The sequence below is a fragment of the Streptomyces sp. NPDC037100 genome, assembly GCF_055606225.1.
On sequence record NZ_JBVJSX010000017.1, the window covers coordinates 13,996 to 37,461 of the forward strand.

Below are 23,466 nucleotides of genomic sequence, written 5' to 3' on the forward strand. Positions count from 1 at the left end.
TGATGACGACGAAACTGAAGTTCGACGGCGGCTGGTCCGCGACGGTGACGGACGAGCCGCTCGACCTCGTTCCCCGTCTCCTCGGTACTTTCCTGATCGTTTCCCCCTATGCGGACCGGGTGGAACGGGAGAAGTTCCTCGCGGACACGTTCGGCAGCCAGGACCTGCTGTGGGACCTCCCCGACGTTTTCCGCTTCGCCCCGAGCGACCGACAGATGGTCGGGGCTGAATTCCGAATTCCGGAAGAGTCCGCCTCAGCCGAGGACTCGGCCCGCCTTACCGTCCCGCCCGAAGTACGCCCGGGCGGGCTCCGCGCGGACGAGGTCAAGGACTTCCGGCACGAGATGTGCACGGTGCTGTGCCGCGCTCCCGGCGATGCCGTGCTGACCTGCCTGCGCGACCTCGACGTCCTCGACGAACCGCTGGAAGCCGGCATCGGCATCGCCCCCGACGTGGCACTCCTCGTCCAGCACGGCACCGTCGTCGGCTGGAGCCTCACGGACCCCGCGCGCTACCTGACCACCAGCTTCGCCACCCCCGACCCTGCTCCCCCTGCCCCGGCCACCCGCCGCCTGCTCACCGAATGCCTGGACCTGGTCACCACGCCGGTGGTCGACGACCTGGTCGACGGTGAACCGGCCGCCCTGGCCCGCCTCCAGGCCGCCGACAAGGCCCTCCGCGAGCAACGCGAGGACCGGCACCGGGCCGACGCCCTGCTCGAGCTGATCGCCACCTACGTGGAGGACTACGGGAACTGGTGAACGAGGACGAAGACCAAGGAACCGGGGGGATGGTGCGGCGGTCTGTGCGGATCGACGGGCGGGCGCCGACCATGACACTGCGGCAAGGTCCTGACGGCGTACGACCCGTCGGGCATGAGGAGTAACTCTGGCGCCACGGCGCTGGGCAGCCTCCCCACTGCTCCCCATTCCGGCTTACTGTAAGAGCTCTGCGACCCCAGTCCCTTCAGATGCCCTGACCAGCCAAGCAACACACCTGACACTCCATCAGAACGAGCGTCAAATGAGCGTCACGAGCGTCATTTCAGCGTCAAGATATCGCCCGTAACGCCCGCACCGCACATAATGCGCACGCACGAAACCGCAGGTCAGGCGCCCTTTGTGACCGGTTCAAGGATGGCAACGCACTCCACATGGTGAGTCATCGGAAACAGATCGAACGCCCGAAGCGTCCGCACCCGGTACCCCCCGTCCCGGAAGTACCCGAGATCCCGCGCCAACGCCGCCGGATCGCACGCCACATACGCGATCCGCCGCGCGCCCAGCGAGGACAGGTGCTGCACCGTCTTGCGGCCCGCCCCCGCCCGCGGCGGGTCCAGCACGATCAGGTCGACCTCCGAGATACCCGTGCGCGGCAGCACGCTCTCGACCTTGCCCTGCTCGATGCGGACCCGCTCGAAGTCCGCGAGGTTGTGCCGCGCGTCCTCCACCGCCCGCTTGCCCGACTCGATGCCGAGCACCGCACCCTGGTCGCCGACACGGTCGGCGAGGGCACCGGCGAAGAGGCCGACGCCGCAGTAGAGGTCGAGCGCCATGTCGCCCTTGCGGGGCAGCAGGCCCTGCATGACCGCGGTCACCAGGGTGTCCGCGGCCTTCGGGTGGACCTGCCAGAAGCCGCCGCCCCCGACCCGGTGCGTGCGGCCGTCGGCGCGTTCGCGGACGAAGGGGCGGCCGTGGACGCGGTGGACACCGCCGGAGCGCTCGTCCACGCGCAGGACCGAGACCGGACGGTCGAGTTCGACCAAGGGCAGGCGTGCGCCCGGCTTCGGGGTGAGGATCACCTGGCGGTCCTGGGAGCCCGTCGCCGCGATCGCCTCGACGGAGTCCATGCCCGTCCAGACCCGCTTCTCGATGCCCAGCTCGCTGACGCCCTCCGCCGCGATCATGCAGTGGTCGATCGGCTCCACCTCGTGCGAGCGGTGCCGGCGCAGACCCGCCCGGCCGTCGGCGGTGACGGCGTACTGGACGCGGGTGCGCCACGCGGGGACCTGGCCCGCGGGCACCTTGTCGCCCTCGGCGGGCAGCACCGTGCCGTCCCAGCCGGCCTCCTCCGGGGTGAGCCCGGCGAGGTGCTGAAGCTGTTCGGCGATGACGTCGGCCTTCAGACGCCGCTGCGCGCCGGGCTTGGCGTGCTGCCAGTCGCAGCCGCCGCAGCGGCCGGGGCCGGCGAACGGGCAGGGCTCGTCGATGCGGTCCTTGGAGGCGTCCAGCACCGTCACGGCGTCGGCGCGCAGGAACCGCGCGCCCTCCTCGCCCTCCGTCACGCGCGCCACGACCCGCTCCCCGGGCAGCGCGTGCCGTACGAACAGCACCTGGCCCTCGGACGTGCGGGCGATGCAGTGACCGCCGTGGGCGACGGGGCCGACCTCGACCTCGTACTCCTCCCCCACCAGCGACTTCCTCGGTTCTGCCTGCATGGCGGAGTGACTCCATAACGCGTGAGGGGGAAAGGCCGAACGGAAACGGCCGGACAACAGCCCACCAGTCTACGTGGCCGCCGCCCGGCCGTTTCACACGAGCCGTCGCCTCGGGAGATCCTCAGGACTTGGGCTCGGAGGACTCCTTGGACCGCACCTGCGCGGGGCCGCGCCGCACCGAGCCCGGCGCGTTCCAGTCCTGCTGCCTGCGGGCCCGCCGCTTGGCCGCCTCGGAGGACTGCAGCTGGTACGGCACCGAGGTCACCATGATCCCGGGCGTGAACAGGAGCCGACCCTTCAGCCGCAGGGCGCTCTGGTTGTGCAGCAGGTGCTCGTACCAGTGGCCGACGACGTACTCGGGGATGATCACCGACACCGCGTCGCGCGGCGACTCCTTGCGCAGGCTCTTGACGTACTCGATGATCGGCCGCGTGATCTCGCGGTAGGGCGAGTCCAGGACCTTCAGCGGTACGTCGATGCCGCGCCGCTCCCACTCCTCGCGCAGGGCCTTGGTCTCCGCCGGGTCGACGTTGACGCTCAGCGCCTCCAGGGTGTCCGAGCGCATCAGCTTGGCGTAGGCCAGGGCGCGCAGCGTCGGGCGGTGGATCTTGGAGATCAGCACGACCGAGTGGACGCGGGAGGGCCGTACGAGGTCGTCGCTCGGGCCCTCGGGGGCGGCGATCTCGGCGGCGACCCGGTCGTAGTGCTTACGGATGGCCGTCATCGTCGCGTAGAAGATCACCATGCCGAGCAGGGCGACCCAGGCGCCGTGGGTGAACTTGGTGAGGAGGACGACGACCAGCACGAGGCCGGTGAAGAAGGCGCCGAAGGCGTTGATGGCCCGGGAGCGGATCATGTGGCGGCGCTTGGCCTGGTCCTTCTCGGTGGCCAGGTGGCGGTTCCAGTGCCGGACCATGCCGGTCTGGCTGAGCGTGAAGGACACGAACACGCCGACGATGTAGAGCTGGATCAGTCGGGTGGAGTCGGCACCGTAGATGCCGACCAGCAGGGCGGCGGCGCCGGCGAGGAGCACGATGCCGTTGGAGAAGGCCAGCCGGTCGCCGCGGGTGTGCAGCTGGCGCGGCAGGTAGCGGTCCTGGGCGAGGATCGAGCCGAGCAGGGGGAAGCCGTTGTAGGCGGTGTTGGCGGCGAGGAACAGCACCAGCGCGGTGGCCGCGGCCAGGATGATGAACAGGAAGCTGCCCTTGCCGAAGACGGCCTCGGCCACCTGGGAGATCACCGGGTTCTGGACGTAGTCCCCGCCGAGCGGGACACCTTTGAGGAACAGGTCCTCGGCCGGGTTCTCGGCCATGCGGACGTCGGTCGCGGCGGCCAGCGCGATGATGCCGCAGAACATGGTGACGGCCAGCAGGCCCATCATGGCGAGGGTGGTCGCGGCGTTCTTCGACTTGGGCTTGCGGAAGGCCGGGACGCCGTTGGAGATCGCCTCGACGCCGGTGAGGGCGGCGCAGCCGGAGGAGAAGGCGCGCAGCAGGAGGAAGACCAGGGCGAAGCCGGCCAGGCCCTGGTGCTCGGGCTTGATGACGTAGTCCGCCGTCGGTGCCCGCATGGTGTCGTCCAGGACCAGTCCGCGGAAGGCCCCCCAGGCGATCATGGTGAAGACGCCCGCGACGAAGACGTAGGTCGGGATCGCGAACAGTGAGCCCGACTCCTTCACCCCGCGCAGGTTCATCAGGGTCAGCAGCACGATCACCCCGATCGCGCAGAGCACCTTGTGCTCGACCACGAAGGGGACGGCGGAGCCGAGGTTCTCGATGCCGGAGGAGATCGACACCGCGACGGTGAGGACGTAGTCCACGAGCAGCGCGCTCGCGACCGTCAGGCCGGCCTTGGGTCCGAGGTTGGTGTTCGCCACCTCGTAGTCGCCGCCGCCGCTGGGGTAGGCGTGCACGTTCTGCCGGTAGGAGGCGACCACGGTGAACATCAGCACGACGACCGCGACGGCGATCCAGGGGCTGAAGTGGTACGCCGACACGCCCGCGATCGACAGGACCAGCAGCACCTCGCCGGGCGCGTACGCCACGGAGGAGAGCGGGTCGGAGGCGAAGACGGGGAGTGCGATGCGCTTCGGCAGGAGCGTTTCGCCCAGCCGGTCACTGCGCAGTGCGCGCCCGATCAGGATCCGTTTGGGCACGTCGGTCAGTTTGGACACAACAGAGGATCGTAGGCGTTCGATTGCGAGGTCGCCCACCCGCCACCCCTCATCGGCGTTCCGTCTGCTCTCCGAGTGAATTCAGAGGCGCATGCGGCTGAGGATTCCGCAGGTCACCCGTTTCCCATGCCTATATGACTAAGCCCCGTCCGCTTCCCGGCCGTTGCCGCCCCTGGAGGTCCCATGCACACCCCCGCCCAGTTGATCGGCGCCGCGGCCACTCTTGTCGCCCTCGGGATCCTGACGCTGGCGAGCGTGCGCAGCATCAGCCGCCGCAAGGACGTCTCGCCCGGGGCGCGCTAGTCGTTCGGGGCCCGGCAGGGCCTCGGCAACGCCCTCGGCTTTGCGGATACGTTGGAGTCGGGCAGCCGAACCCGGCACCCTCCCGGAGGGCATCATGGCGTGTTTCCACCGGCATGATGTTGCCCGGCGGCCCGCACGCAGGCCGCGACGTGATGCCTGGCGAGCCGAGAGAGAGACATGAGCACGACATTCAGGAAGCCCAGAGGGCCTGCAGGAAGCGCGGTGTGACGCGATGCATATTGTGATCATGGGTTGCGGAAGGGTGGGTTCCGCACTGGCCCAGAACCTGGAGCAACAGGGGCACACGGTCGCCGTGGTCGACCAGGACCCCACGGCCTTCCGCCGGCTGGGCTCCTCGTTCGGCGGCCGCCGGGTCACCGGTGTCGGCTTCGACCAGGACACCCTGCGCGAGGCGGGCATCGAGGAGGCCGGCGCCTTCGCCGCCGTCTCCAGCGGAGACAACTCCAACATCATCGCCGCCCGCGTGGCCCGCGAGATGTTCGGTATCGAGAACGTCGCCGCCCGCATCTACGACCCCCGCCGCGCGGAGGTCTACCAGCGCCTGGGCATCCCCACCGTCGCGACCGTCCGCTGGACGGCCGACCAGATGCTGCGCCGTCTGCTCCCCTCCGGCGCCGAGCCGCTGTGGCGCGACCCCACCGGCGGCGTCCAGCTCGCCGAGGTGCACACCTCCACCGCCTGGGTCGGCCACAAGATCAGCCGGATACAGGAGGAGACCGGCGTGCGCGTCGCGTTCCTGACCCGGCTCGGCGAGGCGGTCCTGCCCACCTCGCAGACGGTGCTGCAGGAGGGCGACCTGGTGCACGTGATGATGCGCACCGACGAGGTCGACAAGGTCGAGGCGGCGTTCGCCAAGGGTCCCGAAGAGGAGGGCGGTCACTGATGAGGGTCGCCATTGCCGGAGCCGGCGCCGTCGGCCGCTCGATCGCGGGCGAACTGCTGGAGAACGGTCACGAGGTCCTGCTGATCGACAAGGCACCGACCGCCATCTCGGTCGAACGCGTCCCGCAGGCCGAGTGGCTGCTCGCCGACGCCTGCGAGATCACGTCCCTGGACGAGGCGGCGCTCCAGCGCTGCAACGTCGTCATCGCCGCGACCGGCGACGACAAGGTGAACCTGGTGGTCTCGCTCCTCGCCAAGACGGAGTACGGCGTCCCGCGGGTCGTCGCCCGCGTGAACAACCCCAAGAACGAGTGGCTGTTCAACGAGTCCTGGGGCGTGGACGTGGCCGTCTCCACCCCGCGTCTGATGTCGGCCCTGGTCGAGGAGGCGGTGAGCGTCGGCGACCTGGTCCGGCTGCTCCGCTTCAGCCACGGCGACGCCAACCTGGTCGAGCTGACCCTGCCGGAGGAGTCGGCCCTGGCCGGCACGCAGGTCGGCGACGTCGACTGGCCGCAGGACACGTCCCTGGTGACGATCATCCGCGGCAACCGCGTGCTGACCCCGTCCCGGGAGGACTCCCTGGAAGCGGGCGACGAGCTCCTCTTCGTGGCCGCCCAGGCCCGCGAGGAGCAGCTGGAGGACCTGCTGTCGGTGCGGCGGAACCCGACTGGCTGAGCGCGTCTCCGAGTCGGCGGAAGGGGCGTCCCGCGTGTCCGGGACGCCCCTTCCGTTTCTGTCAGTGCGGGAGGATCACTGCTCGGCGGACCGGGCCGCGGCCTGCCGCTCCCGCTCCTCGGCCGCCTTCTCCTCCGCCTCCATCTCCGCGAACACGTCGATCGGCGCGGGTGCCTTCGCGAGGAACACCCACGTCAGGTACACCGCGAGCAGGAAGGGCGGGATCTTCAGGGCGACCAGGACCCAGCCCAGCTGCGTGGTGTCGGCCCACCAGTACAGCGGGAAGAGGATCGCGCACTTGGCGAGCAGGATCGTGCCCCACGCGTAGCTGGCCTTCGCGTAGGCCTTCTTGCGGCCCGGGTTCCGGGTGCGCCACGAGAGGTTCTCCTTGAAGACCGGGCCGAGGATCAGCCCGATCAGCGGCACCCCGCACAGGGTGGTGATGATGTAGGCGAGGCCAAGTCCCAGCGTGTAGAGCATGCCGGGCAGGTAGAAGTCCTTGGCGTTGCCGGTCATCATCGCGAAGACCACGCCGAAGGCCACGCCGAAGACACCGCTGAAGGCGTGCTTGACGGTGTCCTTCATCACCAGCCGGACCACGACCAGGGCCAGCGACACGGCCAGCGCCGCGATCGCCGACAGGTGGAGGTCCTTGTTGATCGTGAAGATGGTGACGAAGAGGAGGCCGGGAAGCACCGTCTCCACCATGCCCCGCACGCCGCCGAACGCCTCGAACAGGGCGGCCTCGGTCACCGCCCGGGCGTCGTCCGCAGATGTCTCTTCGGTCGGCTTGTCGAGCGACGTCACCGGCTACTCCCGTCCGAGGGGTCTCAGTTCGTACTTGGGATTGAACAGCACCCGGCGGCCCCGGCTCATCGAGATCCGGCCCGACGCGATCAGCTTGCGTCCGGGCTCTATCCCCACGATGGAGCGCCTGCCGAGCCACACCACGTCCAGCGCGGCGGAGCCGTCGAACAGCTCGGCCTCCAGGGCGGGGACTCCGGCGCGCGGCCGAAGGGTGACCGTGCGCAAGGTACCAGTTACCGTCACTATCTGGCGGTCCTGACAGTCTCCGATCCGGATGCAGCCGGTCGTCTCGGTGTCCTCCCGCAGTTCCTCGGACTCCAGGTCCTCCTGCGACGAGGAGAGCCGGTCGAGCATGCGCCGGAACCGGCCCACCGGCTTTTCGGAACGAGGAACAGCACTCATATCTGAAGCGTACCGGGGCCTGCTGACGAAGGGCGAGGAGCCTGTTTCCCGACCGACAGCCCATCCCCGGCCCGGCGATACCGCCCCCCCCGGCGGCCAACCCCCGCACCCCCGGCCGCAAGCCACACCCTCACCTCTCGAAGCGACAGCCCCTCCCCGGCCCGGCGATACCGCATCCCCCGGCGGCCACCCCCGCGCCCCCACACCCCCGGCCGCGAGCCACACCCCTCACTTCTCGAAGCGATAGCCCATCCCCGGCTCCGTGATGAAGTGCTTCGGGTGCGAGGGATCCGCCTCCAGCTTCCGTCGCAACTGCGCCATGTACACGCGCAGATAGTTCGTCTCCGTCCCGTACGACGGCCCCCAGACCTCCTGGAGCAGCTGCTTCTGCCCGACCAGGCGGCCGCTGTTGCGCACGAGGACCTCCAGCAGGTGCCACTCCGTGGGCGTCAGCCGTACGTCTCTGCCGGCGCGGTCGACCTTCTTCGCGGCCAGGTCGACGGTGAACTCGCCGGTGTCGACGATCACGTCGCCCTCACCGCCGGCCGGCTCGGCCCGGCGCACGGCGGCCCGCAGCCGGGCCAGCAGCTCGTCCATGCCGAACGGCTTGGTGACGTAGTCGTCGGCCCCCGCGTCCAGCGCCTCGACCTTCTCGTCGGAGGAGTGCCGGGCGGACAGCACCAGGATCGGCACCCGCGTCCAGCCGCGCAGACCTCTGATCACCTCGACGCCGTCCATGTCGGGCAGGCCCAGGTCAAGGACGACCACGTCGGGGTGGCGGGCGGCGGCGAGCTTCAGGGCGGTGGCGCCGTCGTGGGCCGCGTCGACCTCGTAGGAGCGTGCCTTGAGGTTGATCACGAGGGCGCGCACGATCTGGGGCTCGTCGTCGACCACCAGAACGCGGGTCATGAGGCCTGCCTTTCCGGTTCTGCGGTGGGGTGAGGCATCGGGCGGGTTCCCGCCGCGCGGAGGGAGAGGACCATGGTGAGCCCACCGCCGGGAGTGTCCTCGGCGTTCAGGGTGCCGCCCATGGCCTCGGCGAAGCCGCGCGCCACCGCGAGCCCCAGACCCACTCCCGCACCGCGCGGGGCGTCGCCGTGGCGCTGGAAGGGCTCGAAGATGCGGCCCTTGGCCTCGTCGGGGACGCCGGGCCCCCGGTCGACCACCCTCACCTCGACCCGGTCGGCCAGCGCGCTGGCGGCGACCAGCACGGGCGCGCCGGGCGGACTGTACTTGACGGCGTTCTCCACGAGGTTGGCCACCGCCCGCTCCAGCAGCCCGGGGTCCGCGGCGACCATGGGCAGGGCCTCGGGCACGTCCAGGCAGGCGCTGCCGTCGGGGACGCCGCCGAGCGCGATCGGCACCACCTCGTCGAGGTCGATCTCGCGGATCAGCGGGGTGACGGTGCCGGTCTGGAGCCGGGACATGTCGAGGAGATTGCCGACGAGGTGGTCGAGGCGGTCGGCGCCCTCCTCGATGCCCTCCAGCAGCTCGGCCCGGTCCTCCTCGGACCACTCGACGTCCTCGGAGCGCAGGGAGGTCACGGCCGCCTTGATACCGGCGAGGGGTGTACGCAGGTCATGACTGACGGCTGCCAGCAGGGCCGTGCGGATGCGGTTGCCCTCGGCGAGCGTGCGGGCCCGGTCGGCCTCCTCCTGGAGCCGGCGGCGGTCCAGGACGACCGCGGCCTGGGCGGCGAAGGCGGCCAGCACCCTGCGGTCCTCGGCGGGCAGCACACGGCCGGTCAGCGCCAGCGCCATGTGGTCACCGACAGGCATGTCCACGTCCGCCTGGTCGGGCCGCTCGACAGGACGTCCCCGGCCGACGCGGCCGGCGCAGGTCCACGGCTCGACGTCGCTCGCCCGTTCCAGCAGGGCCGCCGACTCCATGCCGAAGGTCTCCCGGACGCGTTCCAGCAGGTCCTCCAGGCCCGTCTCGCCGCGCAGCACGTTGCCGGCGAGGAAGGAGAGGATCTCGGACTCGGCCCGCAGCCGGGCTGCCTGGTGGGTGCGGCGGGCGGCGAGGTCGACCACGGAGGCCACCGCCACGCCGACCGCCACGAAGATCACGAGGGCGACGATGTTCTTCGGGTCGGCGATGGTCCACCGGTGCAGGGGCGGTGTGTAGAAGTAGTTCAGCAGCAGGGACCCGACCGCCGCCGACGCCAGGGCGGGCAGCAGCCCGCCGAGCAGGGCGGCCGCCACCGTCAGCGCCAGGAACAGCAGCATGTCGTTGGCCAGGCCGAGGTCGACGGCGCTGAGCAGCGCCGCGAGGAGGGGCGGGCCGACGACACCGGCGATCCAGCCCCAGGCCTGCCGGGAGCGCCCGAGACGCGCGCCCCGGGCCACCGGAAGTCCGCGGCCCTTGGCGACCTCGTCGTGGGTGACGATGTGGACGTCGAGGTCGGGTCCGGACTCCCGGGCGACCGTCGCGCCGACGCCGGGTCCGAAGACGTACTGCCAGGTCTTGCGGCGCGAGGAGCCCAGCACGATCTGGGTGGCGTTCACGCCCCGGGCGAAGGCGAGCAGCGCGGCCGGTATGTCGTCGCCGACGACATGGTGGAACGTTCCGCCAAGGTCTTCGACCAGGGTGCGCTGCAGCGCCAGTTCCTTGGGCGAGGCGGAGGTCAGCCCGTCGCTGCGGGCTATGTAGACGGCCAGCACCTCACCGCCGGCGCCCTTCTCGGCCAGCCGTGCGCCCCGGCGGATCAGCGTGCGGCCCTCGGGACCGCCGGTCAGACCGACCACGATCCTCTCGCGCGAGCCCCAGATCCTCGACACCCGGTGCTCGCTGCGGTACTGGGTGAGGTAGGCGTCGACCCGGTCGGCCACCCACAGCAACGCCAGCTCGCGCAGGGCGGTCAGGTTGCCGGGACGGAAGTAGTTCGACAGGGCGGCGTCGACCTTGTCGGGCTGGTAGACGTTGCCGTGCGCCATCCGCCGCCGCAGCGCCTCCGGCGTCATGTCGACCAGCTCGACCTGGTCGGCCCTGCGCACCACCTCGTCCGGCACGGTCTCCTGCTGCCGCACCCCGGTGATCGACTCGACGACGTCGCCGAGGGACTCCAGGTGCTGGATGTTGACGGTCGACACCACGTCGATCCCGGCGGCGAGCAGTTCCTCCACGTCCTGCCAGCGCTTGGCGTTGCGGGAGCCGGGGACGTTCGTGTGGGCGAGTTCGTCCACCAGCGCGACCTGGGGGCGGCGGGCGAGGACGGCGTCGAGGTCCATCTCGGTGAAGACGCCGCCGCGGTACTCCAGCTCCCTGCGCGGCACCTGCTCCAAGCCGTGCAGCATCACTTCGGTGCGGGGCCGGCCGTGGTGCTCGACGAATGCCACCACGCAGTCCGTGCCCCGCCCGACACGGCGGTGCGCCTCGGACAGCATCGCGTACGTCTTGCCGACGCCCGGTGCCGCCCCGAGGTGGATCCGAAGTTTGCCGCGTGCCATGGCCCCATTGTCTTCCGGTGGTCTGCCGACTGCGCAGCGTCGACCCTACGGCCGCAAGGCGCGGCGTTCGGGCTCCCGGCCCGGTTCCGGGCCGCACTTTGACGGAACTCTGACGTGCCCGGCCCGCCCATGGGCGGGCCGGGCCCCCCGGGGTCCCCGCCCGGCGCCCGGCGCCCGGCCGGTCAGGGCGTCATGCGGGGGTGTCGCCGTGGGTGAGGGTCTTCCAGGCGGCAAAGAGGTTGTTGCCGCCGACGGGGCGGCCGCGCCGGGCCAGCGACCTTCACGGCGTATTGGTCCCTCTCCTCAACGCGCATGAGAAAGGGCCGCACCCCGCGGGTACGGCCCTGGTGTCTCTGCGGTCAGCGGACCTCGGTGATCTCCGGTCCGCGCTGGAGCTGGCCCATTCCGCCCGCGAAACGGGAGCCCTCCTCCTGCTGGACGCCCTCGGGAACCATCTGGGCGTCGTTCGGCAGCTTCAGGACGATCGGGTCGCGGGGCGCCATGGGGCCCTCACCGCGAACCACGACGGTGTCCCGGAAGATCTGCTCGAGCAGCCCTGCCGCCTGCGGCTGCACGGCGCCCTGGCCCGAGATGACCCCGCGCAGGAACCAGCGGGGGCCGTCCACGCCCACGAACCGCACGACCTGGAAGCCGCCGGTGCCGTCCGGCAGCTGTACGGGCACCTGCGCACGCAGCTCCCAGCCCAGCGGTCCCTCGACCTCGTCGACGATGCCGCCCTGCTGGGTGATGCCGGTGCCGATCTCCTCGCGCACCTCGCCCCAGATGCCCTCGCGCTTGGGGGCGGCGAAGCCCTGGAGCTGGATGGCGCTGTCGCGCAGCACGACCGTGGCCGCCACGATCGCGTCGCCCGCGACCTCGACCCTGAGCTCCATGCCCTCGACGCCCGGCACGAACAGACCGCCCAGGTCGACCCGGCCCTCGCCGGGGTCACGGACCTCCGAGTCGTCCCAGGGCCCGTCGGGGCGCGGCGCGGGCTCCAGCCTCAGGCGCTCGCGTTCTTCGTCCGCCTCGGTGTCGACACCGTCGACGACCTGCTCGGCCTCGCCGGCCGCGTCCTCGGCGGCATCCCTCTTCTTGCGACGTCCGAACACGTCACTGTCCTTCCCGGTCGGATACGACCGAAGCGTATCGATTCCCACCCGTCTGACCGCCCAGGGCGGCCTGACCGCTTGTGCCGCTCGTCCCGTCCACCGCGGCATGGCCTCCGGTGGACCCGAAGCCCCCTTCGGCCCGCGCGGAGCCGGGAAGTTCCGCCACCTCCTGGAAGCGGACCCTCTCGACCTGCTGGACCACCAGTTGGGCAATCCGGTCGAAGCGCTCGAACCGCACGGCCTCGCGCGGGTCGAGATTCACCACGATCACCTTGATCTCCCCACGGTACCCGGCATCAACCGTCCCCGGGGCATTCACCAGGGCGACGCCGCAGCGAGCGGCCAGACCGGATCGCGGGTGCACGAAGGCTGCGTACCCCTCAGGCAGCGCCACAGACACTCCCGTGGGCAGCACGGCCCGCTCGCCCGGCTCCAGTCGGCACGCCTCGGTGGTGCGCAGATCGGCCCCGGCGTCCCCGGGCTGCGCGTACGACGGAAGCGGTACGTCCGGATCGACGCGCCGGATCAGCACATCCAGCGGCTGACGACTCGCGGGGCTCGTGGGAGTCATGGGGCGCTCCGGGCTCTCGGGGCTCTCGGGGCTCACGCTGCTCTCCGGGCCTATGCGGCGACCCGGGCTCACGGAGCTCGCCGGGCTCAAGGGGCCGGCGGGGTCGGCGGGACCGTCGGTCGCCACGGGACGGCCTGTGCTCACGGGTTCACCTCGAAGGCACGGGCGCGCCGGACCTGGTCCGGATCGTTCATGGCCGCCTGGATCTCCTCCTGGCGACCGTGGTCGACGAAGTGGTCGACCTTCACCTCGATGAAGAGGGCGTCGGCGCGCACGGCGACGGGCCCGCCGGGACCGCCGACGCGGCCGGTCGCGGTGGAGTAGATCTTCCGCCCCGCCACGGCCGTCACCTCCGCCTCCAGGTGCAGCGTGGTGCCGACGGGCACGGGCCGTACGAAGCCGGTCTCCAGCCGCCCGGTCACCGCGATCGTGCGCAGCAGCCAGTTCAGCGAACCGAGGGTCTCGTCCAGCGCGGAGGCGAGCACACCGCCGTGTGCGAGGCCCGGGGCGCCCTGATGGGCGGGCTGGACGGTGAACTCGGCGGTGAGCGACACGCCCTCGCCGGCCCGCGCCTCCAGATGCAGCCCGTGCGGCTGGTCGCCACCACAGCCGAAACACTCGCCGTAGTGCGCGCCGAGGAGCTCACCGGGCGCGGGCGCGTCCGGGTGCCGCACCGGTCGCGCGGCGTCGGCCGGGGGTTGAAGGGCTGCGGAAGTACCACTCACAGCCGGAGACCTTACCCGCGCGTCGGCCCCTTCCGGACACCGTGTCAAGCTAGGCCCCATGCAGCTCTCCGCCGCTCCGTACGAAGAACGCCTGACCGCTCCGCGGACCTGGTGGCTGATCTCGTTCCTCGTGGGCGTCTCGATGGCCCTGATCCTGCTTCCGTTCGGCACCCTGCCGATGCTCGGCGGCCTGGCCGGGGGCACCGCGGTGGCGGCCGTCGCCGCGAGCTCGTACGGCTCGGTGCGCATCCGCGTGGTCGGCGACTCCCTGATCGCGGGCGAGGCGAAGATCCCGCTGGCGGCCCTGGGCGAGGCGGAGGTGCTGGACGCGGAGGAGGCCCGCGCCTGGCGCACCTACAAGGCCGACCCGCGCGCCTTCCTGCTGCTGCGCGCGTACATCCCCACGGCTCTGCGCGTGGAGGTCACGGACCCGCAGGATCCGACTCCGTACCTGTACCTGTCCACGCGCGAGCCGGAGCGCCTGGCGGAGGCGCTGCGGACGGCGAACCCGTAGCACACCCGGACGGGACGTCACCGCTCGCGGTGTTGACGGGCCGGTCCCGGCCTCCGCAGCCGCGCTTGCCGTCTCGGCGTCCGCCGTCCCGCCTGGCCGCCTGGCCGCCTCAGCGTCCGTCGCCGCGTCCGCTGTCGTGTTCGCCGCCGTCGTGCCGATGCCCCTGGTGACGACCCAGGGGATCATGCGTGATCTCGCCCATCTGCAGGGCGTCCACCGGACGTTCCAGTGCGGGGAGCGCCTCCAGGGCCTCCCAGGGCACCTGGATCTTGCGCAGGTCCCCTCGGATCCGGCCGGCGAGCTTTCTCGTCTCGCCGCGGTTCATGACCGCCCCTACGGCGGCGCCCACCAGGAACGGCATCAGGTTCGGCATGTTGCGGAGCGTGCGCTTCATGATCCGCTGCCGCAGTTCGCGTTTCATGCGGCTGTTCAGCGCCGTGCTCATGGTCGACGGCTTGGACGCGTCGATGCCGCGCTCTCCCGACCAGGAGTCGAGGTACGCGGTACTGCGCTGCTTGAGATTGCCGGGCGGCCGTACGCCGTAGACCTCGTGGAGTTCGGCGATCAGCTTCAGCTCGATCGCCGCGACGCCGGTGACCTCTGCGGCCAGTTCCGTCGGCATCGCCGGGGGCACGGGGAGCATCGCGGCCGCGCCTACACCCGCTCCGACCGTCGCCGTCGCCTTCGCCGCGCCCGCCACGAGCCTGTCCGCCAGCTCCTCGGGGCCGAGGCCCGGGAACTGCCTGCGCAGTGTCGCCAGGTCCCGTACGGGCACGCGCGGGGCCAGTTCGATGATCCGGTCGGCGAGATAGGCGAGTCCGGCGCGGGCCCGGTCGCCGCCCTTGCGGGCGCCTTCTCTGGCCCGCTCCCGGATCGTCCCCGCCCGCCGTCTCGCGACGGGTGCGGGGACGTCCACGGATGCCGGGAGGCCATCCCGGTCCGCTGCGGGTTCGAGCGAGGCCGCCCCGGTACCGGTTGAGCCTCGCTCGTCGTCACGCACGCTGTACTGCGGGCCGTCCATCGGCCCTTCGTCCGCCTTTCGCTTGGAGAAGCGGCGCTTCCAGGGAGGGGTCGAGCCAGTCACGGCCGACCCGCCCTCAGTCGCAGTCGCGGCAGATCGGCTGACCGTTCTTCTCCCGGGCCAGCTGGCTGCGGTGGTGCACCAGGAAGCAGCTCATGCAGGTGAACTCGTCCTGCTGCTTCGGGAGCACCCGGACGGCCAGCTCCTCGTTCGAGAGGTCGGCTCCGGGCAGCTCGAGGCCTTCGGCGGCCTCGAACTCGTCGACGTCCACGGCGGAAGCCGACTTGTCGTTCCTCCGGGCCTTCAGCTCTTCGAGGCTGTCCGAGTCGACGTCGTCGTCGGTCTTGCGTGGAGTGTCGTAATCGGTTGCCATGGTCGCTCTCCCCCTCTGGGTGTCTGCGGTGTCTCCAGCGCACGTAACGCGTGAGAGGCCGGACTTGTGCCCGACCTGAGGCGGAGATTTTGCCTCACATCAAGGTCTGTTACTCAATCGACACCCAACCGGACTCCTGACGAGTGATCGGCTTGGATGGCGATGGGGACCGTACACGGTCCGAATGCTGCACGCCAAAGGCGTCTCACCGTGTACTTCCCGTGATCAAGACCCCCGAAAACCGGGATTTTCCCGGCTTTACGACAGCCTGCATGATCACGGAGAGTAGATGGCCGGAAAGGCGTCCCTGTGATCGATCACACACGGTGCACGCACGGTGAAGGATCAGAAATTCCGCGCAAAGCGAACATCTCCGTGTGACGCCGAGTTGATCGGCGACATGATCTCAGATGGGCAGCGTGACGCGCATGACGAGTCCACCCCCTTCACGCGGCTGGGCATAGATGTGCCCGCCGTGCGCGCGGGCCACGGACCGGACGATGGACAACCCCAGCCCCACCCCCTTGTCGCTGCCCGTCCGCTCGGTGCGCAGCCGCCGGAACGGCTCGAAGAGGTTGTCGATCTCGTACGCCGGCACCACCGGACCCGTGTTGGAGACGACCAGGACCGCCTGGCCGTGCTGGACCTCGGTCGTGACCTCGACCCAGCCGTCCTCCGCCACGTTGTAGCGCACGGCGTTCTGCACGAGGTTGAGCGCGATCCGCTCCAGCAGCACGCCGTTGCCCTGCACGACCGCGGGCTTCTGCTCGCCCCGGATCACGACGCCCTTGCTCTCGGCCTCGCCGTGCACCTGGTCGATGGCCTGCGAGGCGACCTCGGCGAGGTCCACGGGCCCCCGCTCGACGATCTGGTTGTCGCTGCGGGCGAGCAGCAGCAGGCCCTCGACGAGCTGCTCGCTGCGCTCGTTGGTGGCCAGCAGCGTCTTGCCGAGCTGCTGGAGCTCCATCGGCGCGTTCGGGTCGGACAGGTGCACCTCCAGGAGCGTGCGGTTGATCGCCAGGGGCGTGCGCAGCTCGTGCGAGGCGTTGCCGACGAAGCGCTGCTGGGCCGTGAAGGCGCGCTGCAGCCGCTCCAGCATGTCGTCGAAGGTGTCCGCCAGCTCCTTCAGCTCGTCGTCCGGGCCGTCCAGCTCGATCCGGCGGGACAGGTCCGAGCCCGCCACCGCTCGGGCGGTGCGGGTGATCCGGCCCAGCGGGGAGAGCACGCGCCCGGCCATGGCGTAGCCGAAGGCGAAGGCGATGACCGCCAGGCCCAGCAGGGCCAGCAGGGAACGGCTGAGCAGGTTGTCGAGTGCGACATGACGCTGGTCGTCGATGCATTTGCTGATCGCCGCGTTGAATTCGGCGAGCGTCGGACTGGCGGAGTTGACGGCGGGGCAGCGATCACTGGCCACCTTGATCTCCGTGCCGCCGACAATCTTGAAGAGCGGCTCGTTCCCGGTGTTGAGCGCCTGCGCGGCCAGCAGGTAGATGATCGACAGCAGCAGGATGCCGGCGATCAGGAACATGCCGCCGTAGAGCAGCGTGAGCCGTATGCGGATGGTCGGGCGCAGCCACGGGAAGGGCGGCACGGGCCTTCGGGGGTCCCAGGTGGGCTTGGGGGGCGCCTGCGGGGGCGCGGGGGTCGTTGCCACGGGGGATCAGATCCGGTAGCCGGAGCCGGGGACGGTGACGATGACGGGGGGCTCGCCCAGCTTGCGGCGCAGGGTCATGACGGTCACGCGCACGACGTTCGTGAACGGGTCGGTGTTCTCGTCCCAGGCCTTCTCCAGGAGCTGCTCCGCGGAGACGACGGCGCCCTCGCTGCGCATCAGCACCTCCAGGACCGCGAACTCCTTGGGAGCGAGCTGGACCTCCTGGCCGTCGCGGAACACCTCGCGGCGGTTGGGGTCGAGCTTGATCCCGGCGCGCTCCAGGACGGGCGGCAGGGGCACGCTGGTGCGGCGGCCGAGGGCGCGTACGCGCGCGATGAGCTCGCTGAAGGCGAAGGGCTTGGGCAGGTAGTCGTCGGCGCCGATCTCCAGTCCCTCGACCCGGTCGCTGACGTCTCCGGAGGCCGTCAGCATCAGCACGCGCGTCGGCATGCCCAGTTCGACGATCTTGCGGCAGACGTCGTCGCCGTGCACGAGCGGGAGGTCGCGGTCGAGGACGACCACGTCGTAGTCGTTGACGCCGATGCGCTCCAGGGCGGCCGCACCGTCGTACACGACGTCGACGGCCATGGCCTCCCGGCGCAGTCCGGTGGCCACCGCATCGGCGAGCAGCTGCTCGTCCTCGACGACGAGTACGCGCACGTTGCTGGTCCTTCCTCATGTCCACCCGCGTAGCCCTTCACCGGGCACACGTGGGCAGGGGTCTTCTACAATCCTTGGTGTGTTGCCCTCCATCCTGCCCTTTTCGGCCATAAGTCGGAGGTAAGGCGGGTGAGATCCACGTGGCCCGGAGGGGGAATACGAGATTTTCTCCTCCGGTTAGGTTTCCACGGAAGGGAGCTTGGGGAGGACGGCTTTACATCCCACGATCACGCTCTGCTGGCGCCGCACCACCATGCGGTGCGCATCAATCCGCTTTCCGCAGGGCGGGCGTGGGTGTCCGGCACCGTCGCCGCCCGGCCGAGCGGCGCTGGGCATCCACAGGCGGCGTGATCGTCCCTTCCGAACGGCACACCCCCGTGCCATCGACCCACGACCCAGGACGAGGGGGCGCAGCATGGACGCATTCACCGCAGGACTTCTGCAGCGCATAAGGGCGACCGAGTCCGATCTGTCCCGGGCTCGCGACGAGGGCGACGAGTTCCTCGTCGACGTGGAGCAGGGCGAGCTCGACGACCTGCGCCGCCTCGCCGCCGAGCACGGTGTGCAGGTCGGCGCGACGAGCGTCTGATCACGCAGCACACAGCGGGCCCCGGCGAATCCAGCGCCGGGGCCCGCCGCGTTGCCGCAGGGCGCGTTCACCTGGTGTTCATCGCGCCGTCGGCCGTTGCCGGGCAGCCCCGGCCTCCTCAGTCGTGCCAGGCTCCGAAATCCTCCAGGAGCCGCTGGAGGGGCTCGAAGACGCCGGGGGTACCCGCTACCGCCAGAGCGCCCGACGGGCGCTCTCCGGGGCGCCCCCCGGTCAGCGCGCCCGCCTCCCGGGCGATCAGGTCCCCCGCCGCGAGGTCCCACGGGTGCAGGCCGCGCTCGTAGTAGCCGTCGAGGCGTCCCGCGGCGACGTCGCACAGGTCGACCGCGGCCGAGCCGCCGCGCCGGATGTCGCGCAGCAGCGGGATCAGCCGTTGGGCCACATCGGCCTGGTGGGCGCGGACGTCGGCGACGTAGTTGAAGCCCGTCGACACCAGCGCCTGCTCCAGGGGCGGTGCGGGGCGGCAGGCCAGCCTGCGCTCGCCGTCCCAGGCGCCGGTGGCCCAGGCACCGCGGCCGCGCACGGCGTGGAACGTCTCACCGCGCATCGGGGCCGTGACGACTCCGACGACGGTCTCGCCGTCCTGCTCGGCGGCGATGGAGACGGCCCAGGTGGGCAGCCCGTACAGGTAGTTCACCGTGCCGTCGAGCGGGTCGATCACCCAGCGGACGCCGCTCGTGCCCTCCGTGGCGGCGCCCTCTTCACCGAGGATGCCGTCGTCCGGGCGGTGCTCGGCGATCAGGTCCGTGATCAGCTTCTCCGCCGCGATGTCCATCTCGGTGACCACGTCGATGGGGCTGGACTTGGTCGCGGCGACCGCGAGGTCGGCCGGACGTCCGTCCCGCAGCAGCGCGCCGGCACGGCGGGCGGCTTCCCGGGCGAGGTCGAGCAGGTCCGTGTGCAGGGGGTCGGTCACGGGGCTCCTCAGGCGTAGGTGCTGTCGGCGCCCGCGGCGGCGGGCCGGGGGGCGCGGGCCGGGCAGCAGCCGACCGGGCAGAGGTTGTGACTCGCCCCGAGGGCGCCCAGGGCGCACGGCGTGACGTCCTGCCCGCGCTCGACGGCGGCACGCTCCACGACGAGCTCGCGGATCGCGGCGGCGAACCTCGGATCGGCGCCGACGGTGGCCGAGCGCCGCATCGGCAGACCGAGCTCCTCGGCCCGGGCCTTGGCCTCCGTGTCGAGGTCGTAGAGGACCTCCATGTGGTCGGAGACGAAGCCGATCGGGGCGATGACGACGGCCGGGACGCCGGCCGCGTGCCGCTCGTCCAGGTGGTCGCAGATGTCGGGCTCCAGCCACGGGATCTGCGGGGCACCGGAGCGGGACTGGTAGACGAGCTGCCAGGGGTGGTCGACGCCGGTGCGTTCCCGGACGGCGTCGGCGATCTGCTGCGCCACGTCCAGGTGCTGCTTCACATACGCGCCGCCGTCGCCGTGCTCCTCGACGGGGCCGGAGGTGTCGGCGGACGCCGTCGGGATCGAGTGCGTCGAGAAGGCGAGGTGCGCCCCGTCCCGGACCTCCTCGGGAAGCTCGGCGAGGGACCGGAGCACCCCGTCGATCATGGGCTCCAGGAAGCCCGGGTGGTTGAAGTAGTGCCGGAGCTTGTCGACCTTCGGCAGCTCCAGGCCCTCCGCCTCCAGGGCCGCGAGCGCGTCGGCGAGGTTCTCGCGGTACTGGCGGCAGCCCGAGTACGAGGCGTAGGCGCTGGTGGCGAGGACCAGGATGCGGCGGCGGCCGTCGCGGACCATCTCGCGCAGGGTGTCCGTCAGGTACGGAGCCCAGTTGCGGTTGCCCCAGTAGACCGGCAGGTCCAGGCCGTGGTCGGCGAAGTCCTTGCGCAGGGAGTCCAGCAGGGCGCGGTTCTGGTCGTTGATCGGGCTGACCCCGCCGAACAGGAAGTAGTGCTGCCCGACTTCCTTGAGGCGTTCCTTGGGGATGCCGCGCCCACGCGTCACGTTCTCCAGGAACGGAACCACGTCGTCCGGGCCTTCCGGGCCGCCGAACGAGAGCAGGAGCAGGGCGTCGTAGGGGCTGACATCGCGCGCGTCTGGCATGAGTCGATCCTGCCACCCTGCACCGACAGCCGGGAAACGGCGGGGTGGCACCCGCGCGGCGGCAGGCGGGCCCGGGGCGATCCGGCGCCGGGCCGGACGGGTGCATCGGGGCGTTCAGGGCCGTAAGCTGTGTCGACTGCGTTCGCAGCTTACTGAGTCCTTCGGAGAGCCCGTTGCCCAGCCCCTACCGCGCCCTGTTCGCAGCACCAGGCTCCAAGGGTTTCTCCGCTGCGGGCTTCCTGGGCCGGATGCCGCTGTCGATGATGGGCATCGGCGTGGTCACGATGATCTCGCAGCTCACGGGGCGTTACGGGCTGGCCGGTGGCCTGTCGGCGACCATCGCGCTGGCCGCCGCGGTGGCCGGGCCGCAGGTCTCCCGGCTGGTGGATCAGTACGGGCAGCGGCGGGTGCTGCGTCCGGCCACGCTGATCTCGCTCACGGCGGCGGCCGTCCTGCTGTTCGCGGCACACTACGGGTGGCCGGACTGGGTGCTGTTCGCGGCGTGCGTCGGCATCGGCTGTGTCCCGAGTGTCGGCGCGATGATCCGGGCCCGCTGGGCGGCGCTGTACCGCGACACCCCGCACCTGCACACCGCGTACTCGTTCGAATCCGTGGTGGACGAGGTCTGCTTCATCTTCGGGCCGATCATCTCCATCGGACTGTCCACGGCCTGGTTCCCGGAGGCCGGTCCGCTGCTCGCCGGGTGCTTCCTGGCGGTCGGCGTCTTCTGGCTGACCGCCCAGCGCGCCACCGAACCCGAGCCCCACCCACGGGAGCGCAAGGGCGGCGGCAGCGCGATGCGCGCGCCGGGCCTTCAGGTCCTGGTGGCCACCTTCGTCGCCACCGGCGCGATCTTCGGGGCGGTCGACGTGGTCACGGTGGCCTTCGCCGACGAGGAGGGCCACAAGGCCGCGGCGAGCGTCGTCCTCGCCCTGTACGCGGGGGGTTCCTGTGTCGCGGGCATGGTCTTCGGGTTGCTGCGCTTCGCGGGGGCGCCGGAACGTCGGTGGCTGCTGGGCGTATGTGCCATGGCCGTGAGTATGATCCCCCTCCTACTGGTCGGAAACTTGCCGTTTCTGGCCGTGGCGCTGTTCGTTGCGGGTCTGTCCATCGCTCCGACGATGATCACGACGATGTCCCTCATCGAAGAGCACGTACCACGCGCGCAGCTCACCGAAGGCATGACCTGGGTGAGCACCGGGCTCGCGGTGGGGGTCGCACTCGGCTCCTCCGCGGCCGGCTGGGTGATCGACGCGGCCGGGGCGCGTGCGGGGTACGGGGTTCCGGCGGTGTCCGGGGCCGTCGCGGTCGCGGTGGGTTTCCTCGGGTTCCGCCGGCTCAAGCGACCGGCACCGGGTCGGGGAGGCTCCGTTGAGCAGCACAGCGAACGGAAAGAACGGCACGTGGCGTAACTGGGGCGGCAACGTCTCAGCGCGTCCCGCGCGAGAGGTCACCCCTGCCTCCGTCGACGAGCTGGCCGCCGCAGTGCGGCGGGCCGCCGAGGACGGTCTGAAGGTGAAGGCAGTCGGTGCCGGGCACTCCTTCACATCCATAGCCGCTACCGACGGCATGTTGATCCGTCCTGAACTGTTGACCGGCATCCGCAGCATTGATCGCGAGAACATGACGGTCACGGTGGAGGCCGGCACTCCGCTCAAGAGGCTCAATGTGGCGCTCGCGCGTGAGGGCCTGTCGCTCACGAACATGGGCGACATCATGGAGCAGACGGTCTCCGGGGCCACCAGCACCGGCACGCACGGCACGGGCCGCGAGTCCGGCTCTATCGCCGCCCAGATCAAGGGCCTGGAGCTGGTCACCGCCGACGGTTCGGTTCTCACCTGCTCCGAGAAGGAGAACCCGGAGGTCTTCGCCGCCGCCCGCATCGGCCTCGGCGCCCTGGGCCTCGTCACCGCGATCACGTTCGCCATCGAGCCGGTCTTCCTGCTCACGGCCCGCGAGGAGCCGATGCCGTTCGACCGGGTCCTCTCCGACTTCGAGGAACTCTGGGCCGAGAACGAGCACTTCGAGTTCTACTGGTTCCCGCACACCGGCAGCACCAACACCAAGCGCAACAACCGCAGCGCGGGCCCGGAGAAGCCCGTGCCCCAGCTCAAGAGCTGGATCGAGGACGAGTTCCTCTCCAACGGGGTTTTCCAGGTGGCCAACTGGGTCGGCCGCGCGGTGCCCGCCACGATCCCCGCGATCGCCCAGATCTCCAGCAAGGCCTTGTCCGCGCGGACCTACACGGACATCCCCTACAAGGTCTTCACGTCGCCGCGCCGGGTGCGCTTCGTGGAGATGGAGTACGCCGTTCCGCGCGCGGCCGTCGTCGAGACGCTGCGCGAGCTGAAGACGATGGTCGACCGCTCGGGCCTCAGGGTCAGCTTCCCCGTCGAGGTGCGCACCGCCCCCGCCGACGACATCACGCTGTCCACCGCCTCCGGCAGGGACAGCGCGTACATCGCCGTCCACATGTTCCGAGGGACGCCGTACCAGCGGTACTTCACGTCCGCCGAGCGCATCTTCACCGCCCACGAGGGCCGTCCGCACTGGGGCAAGATCCACACCAGGGACGCCGAGTACTTCTCCCGGGTGTATCCGCGCTTCGGCGAGTTCACGGCGCTGCGGGATCGCCTCGATCCCGATCGGCTGTTCCAGAACGACTACTTGCGGAGGGTTCTGGGGGCGTAGGAGGCGCACTTCGGTGGCGCTCCCCGCGCCCTCGCTCCCCATGGCACTCGAAGTCGGGGCCGGACTCGGCGTCGTGCCGCCGCCGCTGAGGCTGCGGTCCGGCGTCGGCTCGTAGGGGGTGATTCCGGCCATCGTCACACCGAAGGCGACGTCCGCCGCGCCCACCGGCCGCTTCCGGCGCCCGGTCCGCGCGCGGTCACCGGGCGGCGGTGAACTCGCCTGGCAGGAAAGGGTTGTACGGCGGGCCGACCCCTCCCGGGCGGTTGCCGCCCACCGCAGGTGGCGACCATGTTCCCGGCCCGACCCTTTGGTTCCGATTCTGATGATTACGTGAAGT

Annotated in this window: 22 protein-coding genes; 7 read left to right on the forward strand and 15 right to left on the reverse strand. The window is 70.9% G+C overall.

Annotated elements, in window-relative coordinates; genetic code table 11:
• Positions 1-2: 2 nt before the first annotated feature.
• Positions 3-761, forward strand: coding sequence for a hypothetical protein (locus tag ACZ7EG_RS36670; RefSeq protein ID WP_471088640.1), 759 nt, complete (start codon positions 3-5; stop codon positions 759-761).
• Between the two features lie 347 nt (positions 762-1,108).
• On the opposite strand, the gene ACZ7EG_RS36675 is transcribed toward ACZ7EG_RS36670, so the two are convergent.
• Complete coding sequence (locus ACZ7EG_RS36675) at positions 1,109-2,437, reverse strand: class I SAM-dependent RNA methyltransferase (protein WP_471088642.1); 1,329 nt, start codon at positions 2,435-2,437, stop codon at positions 1,109-1,111.
• Between the two features lie 121 nt (positions 2,438-2,558).
• The gene (locus ACZ7EG_RS36680; RefSeq protein ID WP_471088644.1) at positions 2,559-4,610 is read right to left on the reverse strand and encodes an APC family permease; all 2,052 of its coding nucleotides are present in this window, start codon (positions 4,608-4,610) and stop codon (positions 2,559-2,561) included.
• A 535-nt stretch (positions 4,611-5,145) separates the two neighbouring features.
• Between ACZ7EG_RS36680 and ACZ7EG_RS36685 the strand changes: the two genes are divergently transcribed.
• Positions 5,146-5,817: a potassium channel family protein gene (locus tag ACZ7EG_RS36685; protein WP_094053911.1), complete on the forward strand. Its 672-nt coding sequence runs from the start codon at positions 5,146-5,148 to the stop codon at positions 5,815-5,817.
• Positions 5,817-6,491 (forward strand): potassium channel family protein, encoded by a 675-nt coding sequence (locus ACZ7EG_RS36690; RefSeq protein WP_471088647.1) that lies wholly within the window; start codon positions 5,817-5,819, stop codon positions 6,489-6,491. The genes ACZ7EG_RS36685 and ACZ7EG_RS36690 overlap by 1 nt, the downstream gene beginning before the upstream one ends.
• 75 nt (positions 6,492-6,566) lie before the next feature.
• Here ACZ7EG_RS36690 and ACZ7EG_RS36695 read toward each other — a convergent pair whose 3' ends face one another.
• The 7 genes from ACZ7EG_RS36695 to ACZ7EG_RS36725 all read right to left on the reverse strand — a co-directional run bounded on the left by ACZ7EG_RS36695 (position 6,567) and on the right by ACZ7EG_RS36725 (position 13,557).
• Positions 6,567-7,298 (reverse strand): DUF3159 domain-containing protein, encoded by a 732-nt coding sequence (locus ACZ7EG_RS36695; protein ID WP_471088649.1) that lies wholly within the window; start codon positions 7,296-7,298, stop codon positions 6,567-6,569.
• A gap of 3 nt (positions 7,299-7,301) precedes the next feature.
• Complete coding sequence (locus tag ACZ7EG_RS36700) at positions 7,302-7,700, reverse strand: OB-fold nucleic acid binding domain-containing protein (protein WP_097221365.1); 399 nt, start codon at positions 7,698-7,700, stop codon at positions 7,302-7,304.
• 228 nt (positions 7,701-7,928) lie between these two features.
• On the reverse strand, positions 7,929-8,609 hold the full coding sequence (locus tag ACZ7EG_RS36705; RefSeq protein WP_471088651.1) for a response regulator: 681 nt from the start codon (positions 8,607-8,609) through the stop codon (positions 7,929-7,931).
• Positions 8,606-11,149, reverse strand: coding sequence for a sensor histidine kinase (locus ACZ7EG_RS36710; RefSeq protein ID WP_471088653.1), 2,544 nt, complete (start codon positions 11,147-11,149; stop codon positions 8,606-8,608). The genes ACZ7EG_RS36705 and ACZ7EG_RS36710 overlap by 4 nt, the downstream gene beginning before the upstream one ends.
• A gap of 359 nt (positions 11,150-11,508) precedes the next feature.
• Positions 11,509-12,261, reverse strand: coding sequence for a DUF3710 domain-containing protein (locus ACZ7EG_RS36715; RefSeq protein WP_344462860.1), 753 nt, complete (start codon positions 12,259-12,261; stop codon positions 11,509-11,511).
• 1 nt (position 12,262) lies between these two features.
• A complete protein-coding gene (gene dut / locus ACZ7EG_RS36720; protein WP_471088656.1) occupies positions 12,263-12,832 on the reverse strand; it encodes a dUTP diphosphatase in 570 nt (189 codons plus the stop codon).
• A 140-nt stretch (positions 12,833-12,972) separates the two neighbouring features.
• The gene (locus tag ACZ7EG_RS36725; RefSeq protein ID WP_471088658.1) at positions 12,973-13,557 is read right to left on the reverse strand and encodes a PaaI family thioesterase; all 585 of its coding nucleotides are present in this window, start codon (positions 13,555-13,557) and stop codon (positions 12,973-12,975) included.
• A gap of 58 nt (positions 13,558-13,615) precedes the next feature.
• Here ACZ7EG_RS36725 and ACZ7EG_RS36730 point away from each other — a divergent pair, with 58 nt between their 5' ends.
• Positions 13,616-14,071 carry a DUF3093 domain-containing protein gene (locus ACZ7EG_RS36730; protein ID WP_471088660.1) on the forward strand — a complete coding sequence of 152 codons (456 nt, stop codon included), beginning with the start codon at positions 13,616-13,618 and terminating at the stop codon, positions 14,069-14,071.
• A gap of 109 nt (positions 14,072-14,180) precedes the next feature.
• On the opposite strand, the gene ACZ7EG_RS36735 is transcribed toward ACZ7EG_RS36730, so the two are convergent.
• From ACZ7EG_RS36735 to ACZ7EG_RS36750, 4 genes are all read right to left on the reverse strand, one after another.
• The gene (locus ACZ7EG_RS36735; protein WP_471088662.1) at positions 14,181-15,155 is read right to left on the reverse strand and encodes a hypothetical protein; all 975 of its coding nucleotides are present in this window, start codon (positions 15,153-15,155) and stop codon (positions 14,181-14,183) included.
• 13 nt (positions 15,156-15,168) lie between these two features.
• Positions 15,169-15,465, reverse strand: coding sequence for a DUF4193 domain-containing protein (locus tag ACZ7EG_RS36740; RefSeq protein WP_003993510.1), 297 nt, complete (start codon positions 15,463-15,465; stop codon positions 15,169-15,171).
• Positions 15,466-15,871: 406 nt separating this feature from the next.
• On the reverse strand, positions 15,872-17,119 hold the full coding sequence (locus tag ACZ7EG_RS36745; RefSeq protein WP_471088664.1) for a sensor histidine kinase: 1,248 nt from the start codon (positions 17,117-17,119) through the stop codon (positions 15,872-15,874).
• A 6-nt stretch (positions 17,120-17,125) separates the two neighbouring features.
• Entirely contained in the window at positions 17,126-17,779 is a 654-nt protein-coding gene (locus ACZ7EG_RS36750; RefSeq protein ID WP_031134731.1) for a response regulator transcription factor, read from the reverse strand.
• 415 nt (positions 17,780-18,194) lie between these two features.
• Between ACZ7EG_RS36750 and ACZ7EG_RS36755 the strand changes: the two genes are divergently transcribed.
• Positions 18,195-18,368 carry a hypothetical protein gene (locus ACZ7EG_RS36755; protein WP_167526644.1) on the forward strand — a complete coding sequence of 58 codons (174 nt, stop codon included), beginning with the start codon at positions 18,195-18,197 and terminating at the stop codon, positions 18,366-18,368.
• Between the two features lie 118 nt (positions 18,369-18,486).
• Here the strand turns inward: ACZ7EG_RS36755 and ACZ7EG_RS36760 are convergent, their stop codons facing one another.
• Entirely contained in the window at positions 18,487-19,302 is an 816-nt protein-coding gene (locus tag ACZ7EG_RS36760; protein WP_471088666.1) for an inositol monophosphatase family protein, read from the reverse strand.
• Between the two features lie 8 nt (positions 19,303-19,310).
• Positions 19,311-20,438 carry a ferrochelatase gene (locus ACZ7EG_RS36765; RefSeq protein ID WP_471088668.1) on the reverse strand — a complete coding sequence of 376 codons (1,128 nt, stop codon included), beginning with the start codon at positions 20,436-20,438 and terminating at the stop codon, positions 19,311-19,313.
• Between the two features lie 173 nt (positions 20,439-20,611).
• On the opposite strand from ACZ7EG_RS36765, the gene ACZ7EG_RS36770 reads away from it, so the two are divergent.
• Together ACZ7EG_RS36770 and ACZ7EG_RS36775 are read left to right on the forward strand one after the other, a co-directional pair.
• Positions 20,612-21,850: an MFS transporter gene (locus ACZ7EG_RS36770; protein ID WP_471088670.1), complete on the forward strand. Its 1,239-nt coding sequence runs from the start codon at positions 20,612-20,614 to the stop codon at positions 21,848-21,850.
• Positions 21,810-23,129, forward strand: coding sequence for a D-arabinono-1,4-lactone oxidase (locus ACZ7EG_RS36775; protein WP_471088672.1), 1,320 nt, complete (start codon positions 21,810-21,812; stop codon positions 23,127-23,129). Before ACZ7EG_RS36770 ends, ACZ7EG_RS36775 begins: the two co-directional genes overlap by 41 nt.
• Positions 23,130-23,466: the final 337 nt, after the last annotated feature.